Here is a 25,700-nt window from a genome sequence, read left to right on the forward strand (position 1 = left end):
GACGTCACCAGCATCCCGCTGTCGGGCCTGAAGGGCGACAACATGCTGACGGCCAGCGAGAAGACGCCCTGGTACCACGGCCCGACACTGATGGGCTTCCTGGAAACCTGCGAGATCGACGAAGCCCGCCTGCAGAAGGAAGCCTTCCGCATGCCGGTGCAGTGGGTCAACCGCCCCAACCTCGACTTCCGCGGTTTCTGCGGTGTCATCACCGCCGGCATGATCAAGCCGGGCGATCGCATCCGCGCCCAGCCGTCGGGCCGCGAAAGCAAGGTCGCGCGCATCGTCACGCTGAACGGCGACCTGCCGCTGGCCGTGGCCGGGCAGTCGGTCACCATCACGCTCGAAGACGAGATCGACATCTCGCGCGGCGACGTGATCTCGGCTGCTGAATCGCCGGCCGAAGTGGCCGACCAGTTCGAAGCTGCGCTGGTCTGGATGCACGACGAGCCGATGATGCCGGGCCGCTCATTCCTGATGAAGGTCGGCACCCAGACCGTCACCGCCTCGATCACCGAGCCGAAATACAAGGTCAACGTCAACACGATGGAGCACCTGGCTGCCAAGCAGCTGGGCCTGAACGAAATCGGTGTCGTGAACCTGGCGCTGGACCGCCCGATCGCGTTCGACCCGTACACGGTCAACCGCGACACCGGTGGCTTCATCCTGATCAACCGCCTGACCAACAACACGGTCGGCGCGGGCATGCTGCACTTCGCGTTGCGCCGCTCGCACAACATCCACATGCAGCATGTGGACGTGGACAAGGCTGCCCGCGCCAAGGCCAAGGGCCAGCGCCCCGGCGTGCTGTGGTTCACCGGCCTGTCGGGCGCCGGCAAGTCGACGATCGCCAACCTGGTCGAGAAGAAGCTGCATGCGATGGGCCGCCACACCTACTTGCTGGACGGCGACAACATCCGCCATGGCCTGAACAAGGACCTGGGCTTCACCGAAGCCGACCGAGTGGAAAACATCCGCCGTGTCTCGGAAGTGGCACGCCTGATGGTCGACAGCGGCTTGATCGTGCTGACCGCGTTCATCTCGCCGTTCCGCTCGGAGCGCGCGATGGCTCGCGGCCTGCTCGGTGCGGGCGAGTTCGTCGAGATCCACGTCGACACGCCGCTGAACGTGGCCGAAGACCGTGACATCAAGGGCCTGTACAAGAAGGCCCGTCGCGGCGAGATCGCCAACTTCACCGGCATCTCCAGCCCCTACGAGGCACCGGAGGCACCTGAGTTGCGTTTGGATACCACTTCCATCAGCGCCGAACAGGCGGCCGACCAGGTCATCGCTCGCATCCGCGAGCTGGGCATGATCTGACGGGTAAACGGCAGGTAAAGGAGGGCCTTTTCGGCCCCTGCGGTAGCAGTTTGGCACGGCCCCCGGCTTAACCAGCCTCGGGGCCTGCCGATATCTCGCAACACAAGGGTGCATTCCTGCACCTTTTTGTTTGTCAAGTCGAGATACGCATGCCCGCATTCATCGCCCCGGTCCTGCCCCGGCGCACCCACATTGCTGCCCTGCTCGCGTCGTTGTGCCTTGCGGCCTGCGGCGGCGGTGGTGGCACCGAAACGGCAGCCTCTGAAACCACCGGCACCTCGGCGGACACCCCGCAGGGTGGCCAATCCGACCAGTCGAGCCCCGCTGGCGGCGGCACTCAGGCAGGCACGGACGGCACGCAAGCCGGCACCGAGACCGCCCAGGGTGTCAACGTCCCGACCGGCACCACCCGCGCCGATGCCTTTCGCCTGTTGACCCAAGCCAGCTTCGGCCCGACCGAGGCCGAGGTCAGCCGCACGATGACGCTGGGCGCGGCCGGCTGGGTCGACGAGCAACTGGCCAAGCCGGCCCGGGCCGTGCACCTGGCCCGCTGGAACAACGACGACGCAGCCGCAAAGCTGAAGGATCCGAAGGCCACGGCCGGCGCGCCGAGCGTCGTGTCGTCCTTCTACCAGCAGGCGCTGCAGGCCGACGACCAGTTGCGCCAGCGCGCGGTGTTCGCGCTGTCGGAAATCTTCGTCGTCTCGACCTACGACCTGGCCAGCGAGCGCGGCCAAGCCGTGGCCTCGTGGGTCGACATGCTGGGCCGCAACGCCTTCGGCAACTTCCGCACGCTGCTGCAGGACGTGGCCATGCATCCGGCGATGGGGCTGTACCTGTCGCACCTGAAGAACAAGAAGGAAGATCTGATTCTCGGCCGTGTGCCCGACCAGAACTTCGCACGCGAAATCATGCAGCTGTTCACCATCGGTCTGGTGCAGCTGAACAACGACGGCACGCCCAAGCGCGACGGCAACGGTGCGTTGATCGACACCTACGGCGCCGCCGACATCGAAGGCCTGTCGTCGGTCTTTACCGGCTTCTCGTGGGGCGGCCCGGACCAGTTGAACAGCCGCTTTGCCGGCTCGACCCAAGACCCGCAGCGCCTGGTGATCCCGATGCAAGGCTACCCGCAGTACCACTCGGTGCTGCCCAAGAGCTTCCTCGGCGCCACCGTGGCACCGCAAAGCCCGGCCGATCCGGCGGCCAGCCTGAAGATGGCGCTGGACACGCTGTTTGCGCATCCGAACGTCGGTCCGTTCATCAGCCGCCAGCTGATCCAGCGCCTGGTCACCAGTGCGCCGAGCCCGGCCTACGTGGCACGTGTGACGGCGGTGTTCAACAACAACGGCCTGGGCGTGCGCGGTGACATGAAGGCCGTCTTCCGCGCGATCCTGATGGACAACGAGGCCCGCTCGGCCACGCTGGCCGCTGGCCCGCAATACGGCAAGGTCAAGGAGCCGGTGCTGCGACTGACCGCCTTCCTGCGCGCCTTCGGCGCCAAGAGCGACAGCGGCAAGGTGCTGATGAACTTGACCGACGACGCTGGCCTGCAACTGGCGCAGACGCCGCTGCGTTCACCCAGCGTCTTCAACTTCTATCGCCCGGGCTACATCCCATCGGGTGGCGAAGCGGCATCGCTCGGCATGACGCTGCCCGAAATGCAGATCACCGACGAGAGCAGCGTCGCCGGCTACGCCAACTACATGATCATCGCGGTCAAGGCCGGCGTCGGCCCACGCGGCATCGACAACACCGGTCCGCGGCCCGACCTGCAGCCGAACTACACCGCCCTGCAACCGTTGGCGCTGGACCCAGCCGGGCTGGTCGACAAGGTCAACGCGCGCTACTTCGGCGCGCCGGTCGGCAGCGCGCTGCGCACCGAGCAGATCAATGCAGTGACGTCGATCTTCGTGCCAGCGCTGAAACCCGACGGCAGCAACAAGGCCTGGGTCGACAAGGCCAAAGCGAACCGTGTCTGGACCGCCGTGGCCATGCCGCTGGTGACCCCTGAATTCATCGTCCAGAAGTGACGCCTGACCGACCGAGCCCGATAGCCATGAACCGTCCGCTTTCAAACCCCACCCGCCGTGAACTGCTGCGTCGCGGCGCCGCCCTGGGCCTGGCCCAGCCGGCGATATCCGGCCTCGGCGGCCTGGGCCTGAGCCTGGCCGCGATGGGCCCGGCCGCTGCCGCCAACACCAGCGGCTACAAGGCCCTGGTCTGCATCTTCCTGACCGGCGGCAACGACGCCTACAACACCCTGCTGGCCACCGACAGCGCGTCCTGGTCGGCCTACAACGCCGCCCGCGAAACCAGCGTCGAAGGCATCGCGCTGGCCGCGCCCGGTACGCCGGCGCAGCAAAGCGGTTCGCTGCACGCCCGTCTGGGTGGCGTGTTGCCGATCAGCCCGATCAACTCACAAGGCCGCACGCTGGCGTTGCACCCGACGCTCGGCGCCGTGCGCGACCTGTTCGCGTCGCAACGCCTGGCCTGCATCAGCAATGTCGGCCCCTTGTGCGGCCCGACGACCAAGACTGCGTTCCTTGCCGGCACCGCGCCGAAGCCGCCGAAGCTGTTCTCGCACAACGACCAGCAGTCGGTCTGGCAATCGTTCTCGGCCGAAGGCACGACGCGCGGCTGGGGCGGCCTGATGGCCGACCATGTGTTGTCGGCCAACAGCAAGTCGATGTTCACATCGGTCAGCACCGGCGGCAACGCGGTCTGGCTGTCCGGCCAGGGCTCGCGTCCGTACCAGATGGCGCCCACCGGCGCGATCCACATCGGCGGCAGCGACGGCACCGTCTACGGCTCGGCCGCGGTGCGCCAGCGCATGGTCGCGCTGATGCGCACGACCCGCATGAACAGCGTCCTGCAACGTGAGCACAGCTCGGTGGTCAGCCGGTCGGTCGACGCCGATCTGCTGCTCTCGGGCGCTCTGCCGGGCGCCGGCGCCGGCCCCTGGGGCACCGGCGGCCTGGCCGTGGGTCAGCCGGATCCGATGCTGCAGTTCCGCGATCCGGAAACCAACACGCTGATGCCCAACCCGCTGGCGGCGCAGTTGCAGGCAGTCGCTCGCATGGTCGCCGCCCGCACGGCACTGGGCATGGCTCGCCAGACCTTTTTCGTCACGCTGAACGGCTTCGACACGCACGACCTGCAACCCTCACGCCACACCCGTCTGATGGCCCAGCTGGCGCATGGTCTGAAGTACTTCGACAGCGTGACCACCGCCATGGGTGTCGACGACCTCGTCACCACCTTCACCGCCAGCGATTTCGGCCGCACGCTGGCCGCCAACGGCGACGGCTCCGACCACGGTTGGGGCGGTCACCATTTCGTGATGGGCGGCGCGGTGCGGGGCGGCGACATCTACGGCAAGCTGCCGGCCTACGGCGTGTCCGACGGCAAAGGCGGCTTCAACAGCGCCGACCAGGTCCAAGGCGGCTCGATGCTGCCGACGACCAGCGTCGAGGCCTACGCCGCGACCTTGGGCAAGTGGTTCGGCCTGAGCGACAGCGAATTGCTGAGCGTGTTGCCGGGCCTGGCCGCGTGGAACTACGGCCAACGCAACCTGGGCTTCATGGCCGCTTGACCGACGGCGTGAATCGCGGGGCGAACGGCCACCGCCCTCCCCACGAGATGACGCCGCCTGTGGTGTACTTCGCGCGTGTCCCCGCACGCGCAAGAACATCCCCTCGACAACCCGCCGACGCCTGAGGCGCTGCTCGCGCGTCTGCGTGCGCTGGCGCAGGCGCCCGGCCGTTCGTGGCCGGGCGGCGACGCGCTGGCCAGCAAACTCGCCAAGCCAGCGGCACCGGCCGCGGCCTGGTCGCGCCTGGCCCATGCGATCCACACCGACTGGCTCAAGGGCCAGGAGCAGCCCGAACCTGAGCTGCAAGAGCTCTTCATCGACAGCGTCGCGCTGGCCTGGGAGGGCTTGGCAGAGGCGGATCGGTTGCGCAGCGGCCTGTATCCAGCCCTGATCCGCGCGCTCGGTGCACGCGGCCACCTCGATGCCTTGGCCACGCTGGCGGGCCGCCTGGCGCCTTTCGCCGCCGAAGACGACGCCGAGCCGGCCATCGCGGCGCTGCTGCGCCAGCTGCGACAACACCATCTGTTCGCCCCCTTGCACGCGCTGCTCGATGGGCTGCGCCCTGCGGCGCTGCCGAGCCGCGCGTGGAGCGCACCGCTGCTGGCCGGCGTGCTCGCACTGGCCCGCGAGGCCGATGATTTCGATGCGCTGCGCAGCGCCGCCACCTGGCTGCCCGAGCTGCTCGACGCCGCCGAGGCGCAAGCCCCGGTCGACGCCGGCCATTGGCGTGAACTCGGCAAGCTTGCGCTTCGCACCCTGCAGGTGCCGGCGATGCAGCGCGTGGTGCAGGCGCTGTTGAACGACGACGGCATGCAGCAGTCCGAGACCCAGCCGCTGCTGGTCCAGTTGCTGGGTTTGCTGGCCAGCTTCGCACCCGATGCGACGACGCGGGCCCAGCTGGTGCAGGCCGCCACGCAACAGCCCCGCCACCCGGCGATCCAGCTCGCCCGCGCCCGTATCGCCCACGGCGAAGGCGCCAGCCTGGCCGAGGTCGGCACCCTGCTCGACGGGCTCGACCCGGCGCAGCCGGCCTGGCCCCTTGCGATGAGCTGGTTGGCCGGCACCCGCTTCCATGGTGGCGATGACGCCGGCGCACTGATGATCTACCGCGAGCTGGCCGGGCGCCACCTGCTGAGCGCGGCCGACCGGCTGCGCATGAACCACCTGTCGGCGCGCGACGACCCGGCCGAACCCGGCGGCGCGCCAGACGCCAGCGCCAGCGCACCCACCACCGAGCCACCCGCCTGGTCGCCCGAGACGCTGGGGCCTTTCGCCGCAGCGCTGGCGCCGCTGATCGCGCTGCTGGACGAAGCACCGAACCACGACGCATCACGCAGTGTCGCGTCGCTGCAGGCCGCGGCCGACGCCGCCTGCGACTATTGGCGCAGCCAACTGCCGCAGTTGCCGGACATCAGCATGCAGGCCTGCCTACAACTGGCCCGCCACCTGGCCCAGCTCGAAGCCGGAGCCTTCGCCAGCCACAGCCAATGGTTGACCGCATTCCCGTTCGCGCTTGGCCCCGCTTACGGTCGTGTCGACGCCCGACGCTGCCGCGTGTTCGGTCGCGCGCTGCAGCAGCACGTGGTCGCGCTGTGCGACTTCGCGCTCGCGCGGCCACGTGCGCTGCAAGGCGCGCCGGGCCAGGCCAGCCTGCGCCAGGTGCTGGACCTGGCCGAGCAGCGCTGCGAAGCCCAGTGGGCGCTGGCGCAGGCGGACGAAGCCGCCGCCGCCTTGGCCCGGCTGCAGACACAGCTCGGCACGATGGGGGCGGCGCCCTTGCGTGAGCTGCGGGCCCGCGCCGCGTTGACGTTGGGCCGGCTGACGGAAGCCGCAGAGCTGATGGCTGGGGCGGCCGAGCCGCTGGCCCCGAACGACGTGCTGCCGCTGGCCGACTGGGACGACTGGCTCGCTGCCGAGCAGGTGCACCCGCAAACGCTGGTCGACGACCCGGCGCTGACCGGCTATTTCGACGCCGCGCAGCCTGACGGCGAAGTTCAGCGGCATGCACATCAGCTCGCACCGACCCGATTGACGGTGCTGCACCACACCGACCTGCGGGTACGCAACTCGCACCTGCTGATCGGCCCACGTGCCGGCATCCTGCGGCCCGGTGCCTGGCACCTCAGCATGGGCGACTACCCGTACGAGCACCGCCATGTGCGACTGCGCGGCGGCGGCCCGCGCGCCGGTGGAGCGGTGCTGCGGCCCGCGCACTGGCAGCGCATCGACACGCCGGTGCTGGTGCTCGCCAACATGGACGCCACCTACCACCGTAACTTCTATCACTGGATGTTGCTGCTGCTGGCGCGCATCGACGCGCTGCGTGCGCGTGGCCTGCTGCTGGGCGGGCGCAAGCTGTTGATGCCACGTGAACTGTCGGGCTGGATGCGATCTTCGCTGGCCGACATCGGCCTCACCGAGGAACAGATGCTGCTTTACGGCGGCGATGACGACCTGCTGCTCGGCGACGCCCTGCTCGTCTCGCCGATCGACTTCGCCAGCCCATCGCTGGTCGAGGGCTTGCGCCAGACCATGTGGCGCCACGCCGGGCTGGATCCGTCTTCGCCGCCGGAGGCCACGCGACTGCTCTACATTTCACGCCGTGGCGAAGGCCGTCGCCCGCTGGTCGAAGAGGCGCGCATCCAGCGCGCCGCCGAAGCGATGGGATTCGAGGCCGTCGCGCCCGAGACCCTGACGCTGGCCGAACAGGTACGCCTGTTCGCCACCGCGCGCGGCATCGCCGGCCCCCCCGGGGCCGCCTACACCAACCTGATCTGGGCTCAGCCCGGCACACGCGTGCTGTCGATATTCAAAGAGGAAGCCAATTTGCCGACCTTCATCGATCTGTCCATCATCCGCGGCCAATCGCACCGCTGGCTGCTGGGCCGCAACTTGGGCGGCTATGCGCTGATGTCCATCGTCAACGCACCGTTCAGCGTCGACCTTGCCCTGGCCGAGCGCGAGCTGGCCTGGGTGGCCGGCGGGAGTGAACAGGCATGAGCAGTACCCACGCGGTGGTGCCGGCGCTGGGCCGGCTGTGGTTCAACGAGCTGAGCGAACGCTGCGCCAAGGAAGGCGTCCCGCTGCCCGGGCCCGAGAACCTGCACCAGAAATTCAACCAACCCGAGGTGCCACCGGCCGCGCGCGGCAAGCTGGCCCAGGTCATGCACGTCGAGTGGGTCAAGGGCCGCGCCGACGTGCCCGCCTGGCAGCTGCAGGCCCTGGTCGAAGCGATCGAGGCCTGGTGGCACCTGCTGCCCGAGGGCAGCACGCCGCTGACCGCCGGCCTCGCACCGGCCTGGGTACGTGCCCAGGGCAGCCTCGGCCACATCGAGCCGCTGGCCGAAGCCGCGCTGCGCTGGCAAGAGCAACTCGCGTCGCCCGACCACGAAGCCGTCGCGCTGGGCCTGTTGCGCCAACTGCGCCGGCTCAAGGGCGAAGCCAGCATCGGGCCCAGCCTGGCGCTGATCGACGCGCTGGGCCAGCGCTGGCAGCCCGAGGCGAGCTGGACCCAGGAAATGGTCGGCACGCTGGCGATGGTCGCCCGGGCCGCTGAAACCCTGCCGCCGCTGCAGCGCGTGGCGGCCTGGCTGGACCGCCTGGCGCCGCACGCCAGCCGGCCCGACGCACGCGGCTGGCTGGCGCCGCTGACGGCGGCCGCGGTGCGCTGCGCCGCACTGCCGGTGCTGCGCCAGCTGGCCGAGACGATGCTCGACGACGAGGAGCCCGATCCGGGCGGCGGCTTCTCGCTCGCCGCCGCGTTGGAAACGCTCGGCGAGCTGGCGCCCAGCCCGTCGGTGCACGCCTTGGTCACGCGCGCGGCCAAACTGTGGCCCAAGCAGCCGTCGGTCCAGGTCGAGCTGGCCAAGCTCAAACGCGCCGAAGGCGCCACCGTGCAGCAACTGGCGGCACCGCTGCTGGCACTGGAAGCCACCCACCCGGCCACGCCGGCCGCCTGGCAACTGCTGGCCGAATACGCCTTCCACGACGGCGACATCGCGTTGGCCAAAGAGACCTATCAACGCCTGGCCGAGCTGGGCCAACTCGATGAACAGTCGCAGCTGCGGCTGGATCACCTGAGCCTGCACCAGGGCGGCACCGCCGCCGCTGCCAGCGCCGCCGGCACGCTGCCCGAAACCGGCACGCCGGTGCTGGACCCGGCGCAACTGGGCCCGCTGGCCGAGCCGCTGGCCGCGCTGGGGCTGGTGCTGGCGCAAGCGCCGCGCCACGACAGCCCCGTCAGCCTGGCCGATACCGAAGCGCGCTGCCGCCAGACGCTGGCCGCCTTCGAACACATGCTGCCCGCGCTGGACGGCCTGACGCTGGCCGAAGCCGGCCAAGCCGCCAGCCACCTGTGGGCCCTGGCCAACAGCGGGGCACTGGACCTGGCGCATTGGGAAGGCGTGTTCCCGTTCGAGATCGGCCCTGCCTTCGGCACGCTGGACGGCCACCGCTGCCGTGCCCAATGCCAGGGCGTGCTGCAACACCTCGTCGCCTTGTGCCGCCACGCGGTGCGGCGCGAACGCCCGCTGCTCGGCGCCCCCGGCGATGCCAGCCTCGCGATGCTGCTGGACCTGCTGCGCCAGCAGCTCGACGCCCAGTTGGCGATGAAACAGGCGGACGAAGCGCTGGCCGACCTGGACGACGCGGCTGCGCGACTCGGCGGCCTCGGCCACACCGCGCTGGCGGCGTTGCGTGAACGCGCGCTGCTGGCCGCCGGCCGGATCGACACGCTGCGCGCCGAGCTCGACGCCGCGCACAGCGGCGCCGACACCCAACGCGGCGCCGAAGCCTGGCCGATGCGCGAATGGGACGACTGGCTGCGCGCCGAAGGCCTCACCGCCCACCCGTTACTGCACGACGAGCCGCTGGTGGGCCAGTTCGATGTGGTCGACACGACCGGCCGCGTGCGCAGCCATGCCCACGAAATGGTCGGCACCACGCTGAGCCTGGCCCGCACGACCGACCTGCGGGTGCGCAACGTGCACCTGCTGATCGGCACGCAAGGCGGCGTGCTGAAACCGCACCCCTGGCATTTGCAGATGGGCGAATTCCCGTACCCGCACCCCAACGTTCTGGCGCGAGGCGCCGGCGGGACCGTGCTGCGCGGTGCCGGACTGTGGAAGCGGCTGGACGAGCCGCTGGTGGTGCTGGCCAACATGGACGCACCGTTCCACCGCAACTACTACCACTGGATGGTGCTGACGCTGGCGCGCATCCAGGCGCTGCTGTCGCGCGGCATCCTGAAGACCCGCAAGCTGCTGCTGCCGCGCGAGCTGACCGGCTGGATGCTCAGCTCGCTGCACGACATCGGCCTCGACGAGACCCGTGTGCGCTGGTACTCGGCCGAGGACGACCTTCGGCTGACCGATGCGGTGATCGCATCGCCATCCGAATTCGCCAGCGCGACAATGGTCGAGGGCCTGCGCCGCAGGCTGACGCAAGCCGCCGGGCTGGACCCGGACGCGGAGACCCCGGGTGACCGGCTGATCTACCTGGCCCGCCGCGGCGAGACGCGTCGGCCGATGGTCGAGGCCGAGCAGGTCATCAACATTGCCGAGGCGCTGGGCTTCGAGATCGTCGCCGCCGAGACCCTGAGCCTGCTCGACCAGGTGCGCCTGTTCGCCAGTGCACGCGGCATCGCCGGCCCGCCGGGCGCGGCCTTCACCAACCTGATGTGGGCGCCGCCCGGCGCGCGGGTGCTGACGATCTTCAAGCAGGACATCAACGGCCCGACCTTCTTCGACCTGTCGTTCCTGCGCGGCCAGCAGCACCGCTGGCTGCAGGCGCGCAGCATCGCCGGCTTCGAGTCGGTGTCGATCGTCACGTCACCGTTCTCGGTCGACGTGGACCTCGCCCGGCGCGAGCTGCAGTGGGTGCGGGACGGCGAATGAACGACGGCATCAAGTTCCTGGACCTGCAGGCGATCTACCGGCAGGATCAAACCGCCTACGACGCCGCCTACCGGCGCGTGATGGACAGCGGGCGCTGGATCCTCGGCCCCGAGCTGGAGGCCTTCGAGGCCGAATTCGCCGCGTACGGCGGCAGGCGTCACGCGATCGGTGTCGGCAACGGGCTGGATGCGCTGGCGCTGGCGCTGCAGGTGGCCGGCATCGGCCCGGGCGACGAGGTCATCGTGCCGGCGCACACCTTCATCGCGACCTGGCTGGCGGTGCGCCAGTGCGGCGCGGCACCGCGCGCGGTGGAACCAGCCGCGGGCTCGTACAACATCGACGCCGCAGGCGTCGCCGCAGCCCTCACGCCGGCCACCCGCGCGGTGATGCCGGTGCACCTGTACGGCGCGCCAGCCGACCCGGCGGCGATGCAGGCCCTGTGCGAATCGAAAGGCCTGCTGCTGCTCGAAGATGCCGCACAGGCCCACGGAGCGCGCCACCACGGTGTGCCGGTCGGTGGCTTCGGCCGCATGGCCGCCTACAGCTTCTACCCGGGCAAGAACCTCGGCGCGTTCGGCGATGCCGGCGCGCTGGTGACCGACGACGACGCGCTGGCCAGTGCGCTGCGCACACGCCGCAACTACGGCAGCGCCGTGCGTTACCAGCACGACAGCGAGGGCGTGAACAGCCGGCTCGACGAGCTGCAGGCCGCGTTCCTGCGCGTGCGGCTGGCGCGGCTGGACGAGCACAACGCTCAGCGACGCATGCAGGCAGCACGTTATGCCGCCCTGCTGGTCGATGCGCCGGGCCTGTCGCTGCCCACGGTGCCGGCCGGCGACGAACCGGTCTGGCACCTGTTCGTCATCCGCCACGCCCAGCGCGACGCGTTGCAGGCGGTGCTGAAAGACCAGGGCATCGAGACCTTGATCCACTATCCGAAGCCGGTCTATCGGTTCCCACCGTTCGCGGCGCATGCACCGGCCGGCCGCAGCGCCGGCGACGCGGTCTGCGACGAGTGCTTGAGCCTGCCGATCGGTCCGCACCTGACGTTGGACCAGATCGACCAGGTCGCCGACGCCGTGGCGGCGTTCTGCAAGGGGCGAGGCGCATGAAGACGTCAAGCCTGCCACCCATCGGCAAGCCGCTGGACGCCGACGAGTACGCGGCGCGCCACGATGCCGAGCTGGACTTCGAAACCGTCTGCCTGGCAGCGCGCCAACAACACAACCTGGCCCAGGTGCAGGCGCTGCAGCCGGCCATCGTGCTCGAGGTGGGCTGCGGCCCCGAGCTGCTGAGCCTGCAGGCCTTCGCGCAGCCGAACCGCATCACACGCTGGATCGCCGTCGAGCCGGCCCAGCGCTGGGCCGATGCTGCACGTGAGGTGGCCGCGTGCGAGACGCGGTTGGCGGTGGTGCATGACTACATCGAGCGCGCCGATGCCACGCTGGCCGCGCTGTGGCCGCAGGGCCCGGCGGTGGACCTGGTCATCGTCTCCGGCGTGATCCACGAGACCGCCGAGCCCGAGGCGCTGCTGCGCGCCGGCCTGCGCTGGCTCAGGCCCGGTGGCCATTTGCTGGTCAGCGTGCCAAACGCGCTGTCGTTCCACCGTCTGCTTGCCGTGCAGATGGGGCTGATGGATGCCCCCGAGGTCTTGAGCGAACGCAACCGCCTGCTCGGCCAGCCGCGCGTGTACCGCCCGCAAGACCTGCGCGACACGGTCACCGCACTCGGCCTGACCGAGGTCGCGTTCGATGGTTATCTGTTCAAGCCCTTCACCCATGCGCAGATGGCGCTGCTGTTGCCGTCGCTCGGCGAGCGCGGTGTGCAAGGGCTGATCGAACTGGGTCGCCAGTTCCCACAGCAGGCGGCCGAGATCGCGCTGCTGGCGCGGCGACCGGCATGAGCACACGAGAGATTCGGGGTCTGCTGCTCGACCTCGACGACACGTTGTTCGACGAGCGCTCGACGGCGCAGCGTGCCTTTGCCGCTTGGCAGCCGGTGCATGCCGGTCATCGCCTCGATGAAGACCTGGAACAGGCCTTCACTCGCTGGCGTCTCGTCACTGACAAGCACTGGAAGCGCCACAGCGCCGGCGAGATTTCGTTCCTGGACCAGCGCCGTGAGCGCCTGCGCGAGTTCGTGGGCCAGGCGCTGACCGATGCCCAGGCCGACACCTTGTTCGAGCCCTACATGCAGGCTTACCAAAGCAGCTGGTCGCTGGTGGACGATGCGGTCGAGTTCCTGCAGCGTTGTGCCCACCTGCCCAAGGTCATCGTGACCAACGGCCCGCGCCTGATGCAGGAGCGCAAGTTGTCGAGCTTGGGCTTGACTGGTCACTTCGTCGGCATGGTGACACCCGACGATTGCGGCCACGCCAAGCCGCGGCCCGAGATCTTCCACCGCGCGCTCGGCCTGATCGGCCTGCCCGCGGCGGCCTGCCTGATGGTCGGCGACGACCATGCCTGCGACATCGAGCCCGCGCATGCGCTGGGCATGGCGGCCTTCCACGTGCAACCGGGCGTCAACGAGCTTCTCGGCGCTTTGGCACTGCTGTAGTCAGCGGCTGCGTTCGGCGGCGCGGCGAATCAGTTGCTGCGCCTGGCTCGAAGCCTGCCAACGCTGCGACAGGAACTCAGCCAGCCGCGGGTGCTGGGCATGGACCACGTTGAAGCGCAGGTGCCGCTGGTCGGCATTGGCCACATCGAAGGCCGCGCCGGCCAACAGGATGTGCTGGCGGTAGGCGTCCTTGACCAGCGTGTCGGCGTCAACGCCGGCCGGCAGCTCACCCCAGAGGAACAGACCCCCTTCGGCCGGCCGGTCCAGCAGCAGGCCGGCCCCGCGCAGCGCGCGCGTGCTGACCTGGCGCGCGGCGGCGAGCTTTTGTTGCAGCCGATCCAGATGCTTGCGAAAGCGCCCGCTGGCCAACAGCTCCAGCAGCACGTTCTCGTTCAACGTCGCGGTCGTCAGCACCGATTGGATCTTGGCCCGCAGCAATGCCTTCAGCAGCGTCGGCTCGGCCGCCATGTAGCCCACCCGCAGCGCAGGGCTGAGCGCCTTGCAGAAGCTCGAGTAGTAGACGACCCCGCGCAGCTCGGCCAGCTGCGCCAGCCGCGTCACGCTACCGGCGTGTGGGCCGCCAAGAAAGTGCCCATGCACGTCGTCTTCGGCCAGCAGCAGGTGATGGCGCTCGGCCAGCATCAGCACCCGGTGCAGGTTGGCGGCGCTGCTGCCCCAGCCGGTCGGGTTGTGCAGCACGCTCTGGATGAACAGCAGGCGCGGGCGATGCTCGATGCACGCGGCTTCGAGCTGGTCGAGGTCGATGCCGTCATGGCGGCGCGCGATGCCGATCATCTTGACGCCCGCCTCGCGCAAGCGGTCGAACAGCAGGTGATAGCCCGGTGTCTCGACCAGCACCGCGTCACCGGGTTTCAGGAACGCACGGCAGATCAGGTCGATCGCGTGGGTGCCGCCGTAGCAGCTGAGCACGCGGCTCGCATCCACCGCGATGCCCTGGCCGCGCATCAGCATGGCGATGCGCTCACGCAATTCGGGCATGCCTTGCGGGGGGCAACGCGCCGCCATGCCGCCGACACTGCGCGCCAGGCCACGTTGCACGACGGCGGCAGGGATCGCATCCTCCAGCCAGCTCACCGGCAGCGCGCCGCTGCTGGCCGGCAACAGGCTGGCGCGCTGGTCATGGGCTTGCTGCGCCAGCCAGACGGCGTCATGCGCCTCGCCCGCCTCGAGCTGGCTGGGCAAGGCCTCGGGCGCGTTCGATTCGGCCACGAAGAAGCCGGCGGTGCCACGGGTCTCGACCAGGCCCCGCGCGACCAGCCGGTCGTAGGCGGTGACCACGGTGTTCGGACTGACCGACAGCTGCGACGCCAGCGCACGTATCGACGACAGCCTGGCGCCCGTCGGCAGCTGGCCCGACGCGATCAACGCGGCCAGGCGCGACTCGATCTGGTCGGCCAGCGGCACGTCGGATGAGCGGTCGAGCGGGGCCATCGTCACAGCGGTGTCAAAAAAGCAAGCCAATCGCCAGCACCACCAGCGAAGCCGCCATGATGGCATTGAAGGCGCGCTGCCGCCGCGGATCGGTCAGCAGGCGGCGGATCGCGACGCCGAACAGGGCCCACATCGACACGCACGGCACGCCGATCGCGACCGCAATCACGCTGACCAACGTCGCCGCGGGCAACACCGCCATGTCGGGCGGCATGAAGACAGTGGCCACGGTGATGGCCTTGACCCAGCTCTTCGGGTTGACGAGCTGAAAGGCTGCCGCCTGCCAGAAGCTCAACGGCCGCTGCATGTCTTTTTGGCCGATCGCGGAGCCGGCCAGGCGCCAGGCCAGGTAGACGAGGTACCCCGCACCCACCAGGCGCAGCAGCTGGTGCAGCACCGGAAAGGCCTGGAACAACGAGCCCAGGCCGAGACAAGTCACGAAGATCTGTGGCCCGTGGCCGGCGGCGATGCCCAGGATGTGCGGCACGGTACGCCGGTAGCCGAAGTTGGCGCCCGACGCGGTCAGCATCAGGTTGTTCGGACCGGGGGTGCTCGACATCACGAACGAGTAGGTCAGCAGGGGCAGCAGTTCGGTCATGGTGCGGTGGTGGTGGAGTGCTGCAAGCCTAGGGGCCGGTGCCCGGCCGGTGAAGCCACAACACACCCCGCCACGGCACGCACTGTGTCAGCGCAACCGGCCACACAGTTTCAAGCGCTGCACCGCGTGATAGCTTGTGGGCCATGACTTCACTGGCCATCTCCTACGACGACGTCGCGCAGGCCCATGAGCGCCTGGCCGGCATTGCCCACCGCACCCCCGTGATGCGCTCGGCAACCGCCGATGCCCGCACCGGCGCGACACTGTTCTTCAAGTGCGAGAACCTGCAGCGCATCGGTGCCTTCAAGATCCGCGGCGCCTACAACGCCGTCGCCCAGTTCACGCCGACCCAGCGGGCCGGCGGCGTGGTGACCTTCTCGTCCGGCAACCACGGCCAGGCGATTGCCCGCGCGGCCCAGTTGCTGGGCATTCGCGCCCTGGTGGTGATGCCCAAGGACGCGCCGGCGATGAAGGTTGCGGCGACCGAAGGTTACGGCGGCGAGGTGGTCCGCTACGACCGCTACGCCGAAGACCCGTCGCTGATCGTCGAGCGCATCGTCGCCGAACGGGGCATGACCTTCATCCCGCCGTTCGACCATCCGCACGTGATGGCCGGCCAAGGCACCGCGGCGAAGGAGTTGTTCGAAGAGGTCGGTGAACTCGACATGATCGTCACGCCGCTGGGTGGTGGGGGCTTGTTGTCCGGCACCGCGACGGTGGCGCGTCACCTCTCACCGCACTGCGAGATCGTCGGTGTCGAGCCCGAGGCCGGCAACGACGGCCAGCAAAGCCTGGCCCAGGGCAAGATCGTGCGAATCGAGACGCCGAAGACGATCGCCGACGCGGCGCAGAGCCGCTCGCTCGGCCAGCACACCTTTCCAGTGCTGCAGCAGCTGGGTGCGCGGGTGGTCACGGCCACCGACGATCAACTGGTCGAGACGATGAAGTTCTTCGCGGTGCGGATGAAGCTCATCGTCGAGCCGACCGGTTGCCTGGGTGCGGCGGCGGTCTTCAACGGCCAGTTCGATGTGCGCGGCAAGCGGGTTGGTGTTGTGCTCTCTGGCGGCAATATCGACCTGGCGCGGTTTGCGGCGCTGGTGGGGGCTTAGGTCGGAGGGGTTGCCTGCCTAGGTCGAGCTTGGGCAGGCGACTCGGGGCACGTTTTCCGGCCTGGCTCGCGGGGAACCGGGGTGCGCTGGCCAAGGTGTCTCGATCGGCTGCGTTTTCATGGGACGTCGGTTGGGGCGACCGCGAATGAAGGCCTGTAAACGCACCCCGAGTCCCCTGCCTCACCACCGACCGTGGCATGCCACGCCGTGCCCTGCCACGGTCGGTGCCACAGGGTGGCGGTGGTGCCCCCGGGCGCCGGCCTTCATTCGCGGTCGCCCCAACGTGTCTAGGGCACGACGGCATTGATGGGCAGCCCGCCGATCACCTCACACAGTGGCCCGCGAGCGGGCCGGAGACCGCGGGCACCGCCGCCGCCCTGCGCGCAAACCGGTGCAGTACGCGAGCCGAACGAAGACCTATGCCTTCGACGACTGCACCCACTTCATGAAGTTCGCATGCTCGCGGATGTAGTCGGCCTCATCGAACAGCTCGGACGCCAGCACCAGCAGGCAGGCGTTGGACGAGAAGCCATGCAGTTCGCGCCAGATGCCCGGCACCATCAGCAGCCCTTCGCTGGGGTGGCTCAGCGTGACGACACGCTGGTTCACACCATCGTCCATGTGGACCTGGAACGAGCCCGAGATCGCAACGTACAGCTGGCGCAGCGCCAAGTGCGCATGACCTGCACGCGACGCGCGCGAGGGCACGTCGTAGGTCCAGTAGGCGCGCTTGATCGGGAACTCGAAATCGACCCCCGATTCGACGAAGGAAATGGAGCCGCGGTGGTCGTAGACCGAGCGCAGCTCGACGGGGCGGCAATCGTCAACGTGGGCCAAGGCAGGAATCCTTTCGCGTTCGCAGTCTGGTTAGCAGGGCAGCAGGTAATGGTCATGCACGACCGTGCTGGCGCCGAAGCTTTCCTTGTAGAAGGCCAGGCCGGCGTTCAGCGCCCGGCCGTGGTCTTCGTTCGAGTGGCCGAAGTCGAACCACTTCGCTTGCGCTTGAGCACCGGCAATGGCCCGCTCCAGCAGCAGATCCAGCGCGGCACAGCGGCGGCCCTGCTCGTCCGCGGCCATGTACTGCAGGTGGCAGACGGTGGGCGTGTCGAACAGCACCAGGCCGGCCACGATGCGGCCGGACCAGCGCGCAAGCCGCAGGCTGATTTGATCTGGGAACCGGTTGGCCAGCAGCTGGATCTCGTCAAGGTCATGGACCGGCCGGCTGTCATGCCGGGCTTGCAGTTCACGGTCGAGCAGTTGCCAGAACACGGCCCAGTCTTCGGCAGCTTCGGGCGCGGCACCGGCGCGAACCGACAGGCCCAGTTCTTCGCGCTGGCGGGTGGCCAGGGTGATCGCACGGCGGCGCTTCTTTGGCCAGTGCGCCGGTGTCGGGCCGATGACCGAGAGCGCATCTCGCCGCACCAATTGCGCGCCGCAACGCAGCAGCGCATAGCGGTCGTCCTCGCACGGCAGGCGGTGGTAGATCGACGGCATCGTCTTGTACAGCAGCTCGCGCACACCCTGTTCGCGCCAGTGCGCTTGCAGCGCCTGCATCAGGTCCCACGTGGCTTGCGCCCCCAGCGTGTCGGCCAGCACCAGGCCGCCGTAGCTCAAGCCACCGTGGCTGGCGACGCGCTCGCCTTGACGGTGCGCGGGCAACACCGCGACCAGTTTGCCGCGCCGCTCGATCATCAACGAAACGTCGTCGAACCGATCGGCGTGGTAGCCCATGAAGCGCCGGTCGAACAGGAAGGTGCCGTTCGGGCTCGCCGCGACCAGCGCATTCCACGCGGCCTCATCGCCGTCGCAGTAGGGGCGGAAGCTGAAGTCGTCGGCCATGGGCCCGACCACCGGCCGGCTCAGCGCAGCACGCCGTGTTGCGACGGCGCGTGCGCGAAGTCGAGCAGACGGCGCACCATCGGGTGGGTCGGATCGAATTCGGCTTCGATCTCGGCCAGCACCTGCGCAAACGGCCGCTCGGTGCCCTGCAGCTTGGCCAGCACCTGGCGGACGATGTCGATGTCTTCACGCGAGAAGCCCTGCCGCCTCAAGCCGATCAGGTTCGCGCCGCGCAGATGCGCCGGGCCCTCGGTGCCGTAGGCGATCGAGTAAGGCAGCACGTCCTGCGTCATCGCCGACATGCCGGAGATGAACGAGTAGGCCCCGACGCGCACATATTGCTGCATGCCGACCATGCCCGCGATGACCGCATGGTCCTCGATCGTGCACAGGCCGGCGATGCCGGTGTAGCTGGTGATGCGGGTGTGGTTGCCCAGCACCACGTCGTGCGCCAGATGCACGTAAGCCATCACGAAGTTGTCGTTGCCCAACACGGTGCGGCCGTCCCTGCGCGAAGTGCCACGGTGGATGGTGACGAACTCGAAGACGTGGTTGCGGTCGCCGATCACGACCTCGGTCTCGTCTGCCTGTGTGTACTGCTGGTCCTGCGGTGCCCCGCCGATCACCGCATGGGCGCCGAACATGTTGTCGGCCCCGACAGTCACCCGCCCCTGCAGCGACACGCCGTTCATCAGCCGTGTGCGAGGGCCGACGGTGATGTCACCCTCCAGCACACACCAGGGCCCGATCTCGGCGGTGGGATCGATCTGGACGTTGCCGCTGATGACGGCGGTGGGGTGGATCATCGCGAGCGGCGCCTCAGGCGTGGTCAGCGGAACCAGAACTGCAAATTGCAGCCGGCGGTCATCGAGTCGTAGGGGCGCGTCACCAACAGCTCGGCGTCGGTCAGGGTGTTGGTCTCGCGCTTTTCGGTTGCCACGTCGCAGCCGAGGTCCAGCGAACGCGCAGGGCTGTAGCGCAGGCCGACGGCAAACGCCGTCGTGCGGTCCTCGATGCGCGAACCATCCGCGTTGAACTGATCGTCAAAACGCCGGCGCGACCATTGCGCGGTGCCGATCACATTGATCTTGGCCGAGGCCGCCCATTGGGCCGACCACAGGAACGCATCGCGCAACTGGTCGCCCGCCGGCGCGGCCGGCATCGTCGCGTCGGGCGTCATCACGTTGCCGCTGCTGCCTTCGGTGTCACGCAGCAGCTGGGTGCGAAAACGCAGCTTGGCGCTGGGCGCCCAATCCCAACCGATGCCGCCGGTCCAGAAGCTGCGATCGTCCATCACGCTGTGCTTTTCCTCGGCACGTGTCACCCGGGCGTCGAGGCGGCTGGCACCGGTGGCCTGCCAGACCACGCCCAGCTCCAGTTGCTTGCGGCCGACATCGTCACCGAAGCCCAGATCGGTGTCCGGCCGCGAGATGCGGGTGTAGCGGCCCAGCGCGGTGAAGCCGAGATCAGGGCTGGGCCGGTAGCCGATGCCGCCTTCGGCCCCCCACTGCGACAGGTCATTGAGCTTGGCGAAGTTGTCGGCCGAGTACTCGCGGTTCAACGCATTGAAGCCGGCCTGCAGGGCCCATTCGCCCATGCCGCCCAGCCGGCCCTGCGCGAAGGCGGACTGGGTGCTTTCGATGTTGCGACCGTCGAACGGCGTCGTACTGTCCAGCCCGTAGCGGTACTGGCGGCGTGTGGACTGCACCCCGAGCGCGCCCGACAGGTTGTAGACGGTTTCCCAATCGAGCTGAAGGCCGAGTTCGTGGCCGGTGTTGTTCAGCTCGTCATGCTCGCGGTAGCGGTTCATCTCCAGCATCGCGTTGCCGTGCAGGCGCTGGCGACCGATGGGTTGGTCGAGTGCGAAGTTCAGCGCAGTGATCGAGGTCCAGTCCTCCTCTTCGTCACGGCTGTCGCGAAACAGGTTGGACTCATGGGTCAGCGTCTGCGACAGGCCGAAGCTGAACGGCTGGGCCGGACCGCTGGGCTGGGTGCTGAGCGGAGGCGGCGGTGAAACCGGGGGCGGGGCATCGGCCTGCGCCTGCGCGGTACCGGCCATGACCCAGACGGCTGCCGTTGCCAGCAGCTGCATTGCGAAGCGGGGGCGAAAAGAAGGAGTGCCTGTCATGTGCGCCTCGTCGTGTCGTTGTCGTTTGCGTCGGCCCCAAAGCCGGTGCGATCGGGAGCGTGGGCGTGGGCTGCTGACGACCGGCCGTCAATACGCCTTGCGGTCGAAGAACATCAGCTTGGCGGTGCGGGCGATGATCAGCAGATCGAGCCCGAGCGACCAGTTGCGCAGGTATTCGAGATCGTACTCGACGCGCCGCGCCATCTTGTCCACCGTGTCGGTCTCGCCGCGCAGGCCGTTGACCTGGGCCCAGCCGGTGATGCCGGGTTTGACCTTGTGACGCGCCATGTAGGCCTTGACGATCTTGCGGTACTGCTCGTTGTGCGCCACGGCGTGCGGCCGCGGGCCAACGATGCTCATCTCGCCCTGCAGCACGTTGACGAACTGCGGCAACTCGTCGAGCGAGGTCTTGCGGATGAAAGCACCGAAGCGGGTGATGCGCGGGTCGTTGCGGGTCGCCTGCTGCACCACCGTGCCGTTGTCCTGCGTCGTCATCGAGCGGAATTTGAAGACCTCGATGATTTCGCCGTCCAGCCCCGTGCGACGCTGGCGGAAGATGACCGGGCCGGGCGAGCTGAGCTTGACACCGATCGCGACCATCAGCAGCACCGGCGAGATCAGGATCAGGATCAGCACCGCCAGCACGATGTCGCTGGCGCGCTTGAGCAGGCCGTTGATGCCGGTGAACGGTGTCACGTGCAGGCCGACGACAGGCACGCCGCCCATGTCCTCGAGCCGGCCCTGGATGATGCTGACGCCGAACACGTCGGGCACGAAGTGCACCGAGGCGGTCGAGTTCTGCAGCGTTTCCATCAGCTGCAGGATGCGCGGCTGCGAGGTCAGCGGCAGGGTGATGAAGACGTCCTTGACGCCGTGCCGCTCGATGAACTCCGGCAGCTCGTTCAAGCCGCCCAGCAGCGGGTCGGCGCCGGGCAGTTCCAGTCGTTCGGCCGAGCGGTCGTCGAAGAAGCCCAGCAGGTCATGGCCATAGCCCTTGCGGGCCTGCAGCATCTCGGCCACGCGCTGGCCCATGCGGTGCGCACCGACGATGACCGCCGGGCGGCGAAACTCGGGCAATGCCGCGCGGTGGCGCATGTAGGCGGTGCCCAATACCACGCACAGCCAGTGGACCAACGGTGTCGCGATCGCCCAGCCCAGCAGCAGCCGCGGCTCGAACTCGCCCAGCCCGCCGGTTGCGTAGCCGACCATCAGCAGCACCGCGAGCACGCCGATCCACGACAGGAAGATGTCGATGCCGACGCCGATGCCGGTCTTGCCGAAGCGGTTCAGCCCCGGGAACATCAGCACCAGCAACAAGATGGCGAGCGCCATCGCGGCGCCACCGAAGGGCTCGCCAAAAATACCGTGGAAGACCGCCAGGCTGACAGCCGCCAGCACCGGCTCGAGCACGGCCGCGACGGCCGATGGCACGCTCGGCGGCGCGTTCAGGAATTGTTTGCGGGCGGTTCGTTCTTCAAACATCGACTCAAGCGCAGCGGTTTCCGTGCAGGGCACTCAGTTGCCGCCGGGCCGTCATCGGGCAACGGGGCCCCGCTGTCGAGGCCGGGCCGTCGCCGAAGGTGACACAGGGGCCACAGGTCAGGCCGTGCGGCCGTAGGTGTCCTCGTAGCGAACGATGTCGTCCTCGCCCAGGTAGCTGCCGGACTGCACCTCGATGATCTCGAGGTCGACCTTGCCCGGGTTGGCCAGGCGGTGCACCTCGCCCAGGGGGATGTAGGTGCTCTGGTTCTCGGACAGCAGGATCTTGCGTTCGCCGCAGGTCACTTCGGCGGTGCCGGTGACGACGATCCAGTGCTCGGCGCGGTGGTGGTGCATCTGCAGGCTCAAGGACGCGCCCGGGCGCACCATGATGCGCTTGACCTGGAAGCGCGGGCCCGCGTCGATCGAGTCATACCAACCCCAGGGGCGGTGCACCTTGCGGTGCAGCAGGCCTTCGCCGCGGCCGTGGGCCGCCAGCTTGGTGACGATCTTCTTGACGTCCTGGCTGCGGCTGGCATCGGCCACCAGCACCGCATCGGCAGTCTCGATCACGACCAGGTTGTCGACACCGACGGTGCTGACCAGCCGGCCCGAGGCGTGCACCAGCGTGTTGCGGGTGTCTTCCATCATCACGTCGCCGACCGATGCGTTGCCGGCGCCGTCCTTGCTGGAAACCTGCAGCACCGCGTCCCAGGCACCGAGGTCATTCCAGCCGGCGGCCAGTGGGACCATGCGGATGTCGAAGGCGCTGCCGGGGCAGCGCTCCATCACGGCGTAGTCGACCGACTCGGCCGGCACCTGCTCGAATTCCTTCTTGCCCGGGCGCACGAACTTGGCGTCGGCGCGCTTGGCTTCCCACGAGGCTTTCGTCGCTTCGAGGATGTCCGGGCGGAAGGTCTGCAGCGCCTTCAGCCAGACCGAGGCCTTCAGCACGAACATGCCGCTGTTCCAGTAGTAGCCGCCTTCGGCCAGGTAGCGCTCGGCGGTCGACAGATTCGGCTTCTCGACGAACTGGGCGACGGTCGCCAGCTCATTGCCCATCGCGCCTGGCGCCACACGGATGTAGCCGTAGCCGGTCTCGGGCTTGTCGGGCGTGATGCCGAGGATGACGATCGAGCCATCGGCCGCGCCGCGCACGGCGTTCTGCAACGCATGGTTGAAGGCAGCGCTGTCAGCGACGGTCTGGTCGGCCGGGGTGACGACGAGCACCGGATCGGCGCCGCCCTCCTGGGCCTGCAAAGCCGCCAGCGTCAACGCCGGCGCGGTGTTGCGGCCGGACGGCTCCAGCACCACGGCGGTGCTGTCCATGCCCAGCTCGCGCAACTGCTCCAGCACCATGAAACGGTGCTCGGCATTGCCCACGACCACGGGCGGTTCGACGGTGATGTCGTCGCTGGCCAGCTGGGCCACGCGTTCGGCAGCCTGCTGGAACAGGCTCGAGTCGCCTGTCAGCACCAGGAACTGTTTGGGATAACCCGCGCGCGACAGCGGCCACAGCCGCGTGCCGCTGCCGCCGGCCATGATCACCGGCAACACGGAAATGGATCGGGACATGGACAACCTCTTTGGCAAATCGGAATAGGCACCGCGGCGAATCACCGTCGCAGTGCAAGTGCGGGCTATTGTGGCAAAGAACCCTTGCCCTCCCGGCCCCCTAGTAGGCAAGGATCGGGCCGTGTTATATGGGCAATCCGTCACGCCCGGCCGGGCCGGGACGACGGACGGTCAGGCGCGGCCGATCGAGCGGTAGTCGAGGCCGAAGCTGCGCACGAGGGCGGGATCGTAGAGGTTGCGGCCGTCGAAGATGCGGCGATCGGCCAGCGTCGACGCCAGCGCGTCGAAATCAGGTGTGCGGAATTCTTTCCATTCGGTAACGATGACGAGCGCATCGGCACCCGCCAGCGCCAACGGCGCAGAAGAAACAAAGCGCAACTGTTGGGCCAGCGCCTCATCGCCGAGGTCCAGCGCCAGCACGCGCCTGGCCTCGGCTGCAGCCACGGGGTCGTAGGCCTGGATCGTTGCGCCGCGCCGGATCAGCTCGGTCACGATGACGCGGCTGGGCGCCTCGCGCATGTCGTCGGTGTTGGGCTTGAAGGCCAGGCCCCACAGTGCAAAGGTCCTGCCGCGCAGGTCGTCGCCGTACTGAGCGACGATCTTGTCGACCAGCACCTGCTTCTGCTCTTCGTTGACCGCCTCGACCGCAGCCATCATCTTGCTCGGCAGGCCGGCGTCGGCCGCGCTGCGGGCCAATGCCTTCACATCCTTCGGGAAACAGCTGCCGCCGTAGCCGGCACCGGCATAGAGAAAGTGGGTGCCGATGCGCGGGTCCGAGCCGATGCCGACGCGCACCTGCTCGATGTCGGCGCCAACGGCTTCCGCCAGCCGTGACAGCTCGTTCATGAAGCTGATGCGGGTGGCCAACATCGCGTTGGCGGCGTACTTCGAAAACTCGGCGCTCTTGATGTCCATCACCAGCAACCGGTCGTGGTTGCGCACGAACGGCGCATACAAGGCCCGCAGCAGCAGCGTCGCGCGCTCGTCGTCGGTGCCGATGATGATCCGGTCGGGCCGCATGAAGTCTTCGACCGCCGCGCCCTCCTTCAGGAACTCGGGGTTCGACGCGACCGAGAACGCGAGGTCGACGCCGCGCTTGGCCAACTCGTCGGCGACCGCGGCACGCACCTTGTCGGCCGTGCCGACCGGCACCGTGCTCTTGTCGACGATGACCTTGTGGTCGGTCATCAGGCGGCCGATGTTGCGGGCCGCGGCGGTCACGTACTGCAGATCCGCCGAACCATCTTCGTCGGGCGGCGTCCCGACCGCGATGAACTGCAGCGTGCCATGACCGACGGCGCGGGCCACGTCGGTGGTGAATTCCAACCGGCCGGCAGCGGCGTTGCGGTGCACGATCTCCTGCAAGCCGGGCTCGTGAATCGGGATGCCACCGGCATTCAGGATCTCGATCTTGCGCGCGTCCACATCGAGGCAGACGACGTGGTTGCCCATTTCGGACAGGCAGGCGCCGGTGACCAGGCCCACGTAGCCGGTGCCGATGACGGTGATTTTCATGGTGCGGGTGAGGAGGTCAGGGGGTGAGCTCGCGCAGCAACGGTGCAGCCGCATCCTTGGGCGACAGCACCGGCACGACGCCGACGTCCGGCCAGTCGATCGCCAGGTCGGGGTCGTCCCAGCGCAGCGAGCCTTCGGCCTGCGGGGCGTAGTAGTCGGTGGTCTTGTAGAGGAAGTCGGCCGAGTCGCTCAACACCAGAAAGCCGTGGGCCAGGCCCGGCGGGATCCACAGCTGGCGGTGATTGTCGGCGCTCAACTCGACTCCGACCCACTGGCCATGGGTGGCGCTGCCGGGCCGGATGTCCACCGCAACGTCGAACACCGCACCGGCGGCCACGCGCACCAGCTTGCCCTGGGCATGCGGGGCGCGCTGGAAATGCAGGCCCCGCAACACGCCACGGGCAGAGCGGGAATGGTTGTCCTGCACGAAGGCTACGGGCGCGCCGACCGCATCGTCGAACAGGCGCTGGTTGAAGCTTTCCATGAAAAAGCCGCGTTCGTCACCGAACAACTTCGGCTCGAACACCAGCACGCCGTCGATGGCGGTTTTCTCGATCCTCATGGGGCGGGATTGTCCCATGCAGGCCACGCGAGCCGGGCTCGTAACCACTTGTTCACGCTTTGGTCGGCGTGGCCCGCT

Annotated in this window: 19 protein-coding genes; 9 read left to right on the top strand and 10 right to left on the bottom strand. The window is 68.7% G+C overall.

Annotated features, from left to right (window positions below; all coding sequences use genetic code 11):
- The 8 genes from cysC to VFY73_RS24510 form a co-directional block, all read left to right on the top strand.
- Positions 1–1,320 (top strand): adenylyl-sulfate kinase (gene cysC, locus VFY73_RS24475; RefSeq protein ID WP_329723768.1); only part of this gene is annotated, 1,320 nt, incomplete at its 5' end.
- A gap of 149 nt (positions 1,321–1,469) precedes the next feature.
- Positions 1,470–3,353, top strand: a complete 1,884-nt coding sequence (locus VFY73_RS24480; protein ID WP_329723770.1) for a DUF1800 domain-containing protein — start codon at positions 1,470–1,472, stop codon at positions 3,351–3,353.
- A gap of 26 nt (positions 3,354–3,379) precedes the next feature.
- A complete protein-coding gene (locus VFY73_RS24485; protein WP_329723771.1) occupies positions 3,380–4,915 on the top strand; it encodes a DUF1501 domain-containing protein in 1,536 nt (511 codons plus the stop codon).
- 75 nt (positions 4,916–4,990) lie between these two features.
- Entirely contained in the window at positions 4,991–7,915 is a 2,925-nt protein-coding gene (locus tag VFY73_RS24490) for a glycosyltransferase 61 family protein (RefSeq protein ID WP_329723773.1), read from the top strand.
- Entirely contained in the window at positions 7,912–10,809 is a 2,898-nt protein-coding gene (locus tag VFY73_RS24495; protein WP_329723775.1) for a glycosyltransferase family 61 protein, read from the top strand. The genes VFY73_RS24490 and VFY73_RS24495 overlap by 4 nt, the downstream gene beginning before the upstream one ends.
- The gene (locus VFY73_RS24500; RefSeq protein WP_329723777.1) at positions 10,806–11,921 is read left to right on the top strand and encodes a DegT/DnrJ/EryC1/StrS family aminotransferase; all 1,116 of its coding nucleotides are present in this window, start codon (positions 10,806–10,808) and stop codon (positions 11,919–11,921) included. Before VFY73_RS24495 ends, VFY73_RS24500 begins: the two co-directional genes overlap by 4 nt.
- Complete coding sequence (locus VFY73_RS24505; protein ID WP_329723779.1) at positions 11,918–12,712, top strand: class I SAM-dependent methyltransferase; 795 nt, start codon at positions 11,918–11,920, stop codon at positions 12,710–12,712. Before VFY73_RS24500 ends, VFY73_RS24505 begins: the two co-directional genes overlap by 4 nt.
- Positions 12,709–13,365 carry an HAD family hydrolase gene (locus tag VFY73_RS24510; RefSeq protein ID WP_329723781.1) on the top strand — a complete coding sequence of 219 codons (657 nt, stop codon included), beginning with the start codon at positions 12,709–12,711 and terminating at the stop codon, positions 13,363–13,365. The genes VFY73_RS24505 and VFY73_RS24510 overlap by 4 nt, the downstream gene beginning before the upstream one ends.
- Here the strand turns inward: VFY73_RS24510 and VFY73_RS24515 are convergent, their stop codons facing one another.
- On the bottom strand, positions 13,366–14,817 hold the full coding sequence (locus VFY73_RS24515; protein WP_329723783.1) for a PLP-dependent aminotransferase family protein: 1,452 nt from the start codon (positions 14,815–14,817) through the stop codon (positions 13,366–13,368).
- Positions 14,818–14,830: 13 nt separating this feature from the next.
- Positions 14,831–15,415, bottom strand: a complete 585-nt coding sequence (locus VFY73_RS24520) for a LysE family translocator (RefSeq protein WP_329723785.1) — start codon at positions 15,413–15,415, stop codon at positions 14,831–14,833.
- A gap of 143 nt (positions 15,416–15,558) precedes the next feature.
- Between VFY73_RS24520 and VFY73_RS24525 the strand changes: the two genes are divergently transcribed.
- Positions 15,559–16,524 (top strand): threo-3-hydroxy-L-aspartate ammonia-lyase, encoded by a 966-nt coding sequence (locus VFY73_RS24525; protein WP_329723787.1) that lies wholly within the window; start codon positions 15,559–15,561, stop codon positions 16,522–16,524.
- A 417-nt stretch (positions 16,525–16,941) separates the two neighbouring features.
- On the opposite strand, the gene VFY73_RS24530 is transcribed toward VFY73_RS24525, so the two are convergent.
- The 8 genes from VFY73_RS24530 to rfbC all read right to left on the bottom strand — a co-directional run bounded on the left by VFY73_RS24530 (position 16,942) and on the right by rfbC (position 25,622).
- Positions 16,942–17,361 carry an FdtA/QdtA family cupin domain-containing protein gene (locus tag VFY73_RS24530; protein ID WP_329723789.1) on the bottom strand — a complete coding sequence of 140 codons (420 nt, stop codon included), beginning with the start codon at positions 17,359–17,361 and terminating at the stop codon, positions 16,942–16,944.
- A 30-nt stretch (positions 17,362–17,391) separates the two neighbouring features.
- Entirely contained in the window at positions 17,392–18,363 is a 972-nt protein-coding gene (locus tag VFY73_RS24535) for a GNAT family N-acetyltransferase (RefSeq protein ID WP_329723791.1), read from the bottom strand.
- Between the two features lie 20 nt (positions 18,364–18,383).
- Positions 18,384–19,169, bottom strand: a complete 786-nt coding sequence (gene lpxA, locus VFY73_RS24540; RefSeq protein ID WP_329723793.1) for an acyl-ACP--UDP-N-acetylglucosamine O-acyltransferase — start codon at positions 19,167–19,169, stop codon at positions 18,384–18,386.
- Between the two features lie 23 nt (positions 19,170–19,192).
- Entirely contained in the window at positions 19,193–20,455 is a 1,263-nt protein-coding gene (locus tag VFY73_RS24545) for a hypothetical protein (RefSeq protein ID WP_329723795.1), read from the bottom strand.
- Positions 20,456–20,578: 123 nt separating this feature from the next.
- Positions 20,579–21,973, bottom strand: a complete 1,395-nt coding sequence (locus VFY73_RS24550) for an undecaprenyl-phosphate glucose phosphotransferase (protein ID WP_329723797.1) — start codon at positions 21,971–21,973, stop codon at positions 20,579–20,581.
- Between the two features lie 117 nt (positions 21,974–22,090).
- Entirely contained in the window at positions 22,091–23,545 is a 1,455-nt protein-coding gene (locus tag VFY73_RS24555) for a mannose-1-phosphate guanylyltransferase/mannose-6-phosphate isomerase (RefSeq protein WP_329723799.1), read from the bottom strand.
- 171 nt (positions 23,546–23,716) lie between these two features.
- Positions 23,717–25,060, bottom strand: a complete 1,344-nt coding sequence (locus VFY73_RS24560; protein ID WP_329723801.1) for a UDP-glucose/GDP-mannose dehydrogenase family protein — start codon at positions 25,058–25,060, stop codon at positions 23,717–23,719.
- Positions 25,061–25,076: 16 nt separating this feature from the next.
- A complete protein-coding gene (gene rfbC, locus VFY73_RS24565) occupies positions 25,077–25,622 on the bottom strand; it encodes a dTDP-4-dehydrorhamnose 3,5-epimerase (protein ID WP_329723803.1) in 546 nt (181 codons plus the stop codon).
- Positions 25,623–25,700 lie beyond the last annotated feature (78 nt).

The sequence above is a fragment of the Ideonella sp. genome, assembly GCF_036277275.1.
In the GTDB taxonomy this organism is placed as follows: domain Bacteria; phylum Pseudomonadota; class Gammaproteobacteria; order Burkholderiales; family Burkholderiaceae_C; genus Ideonella.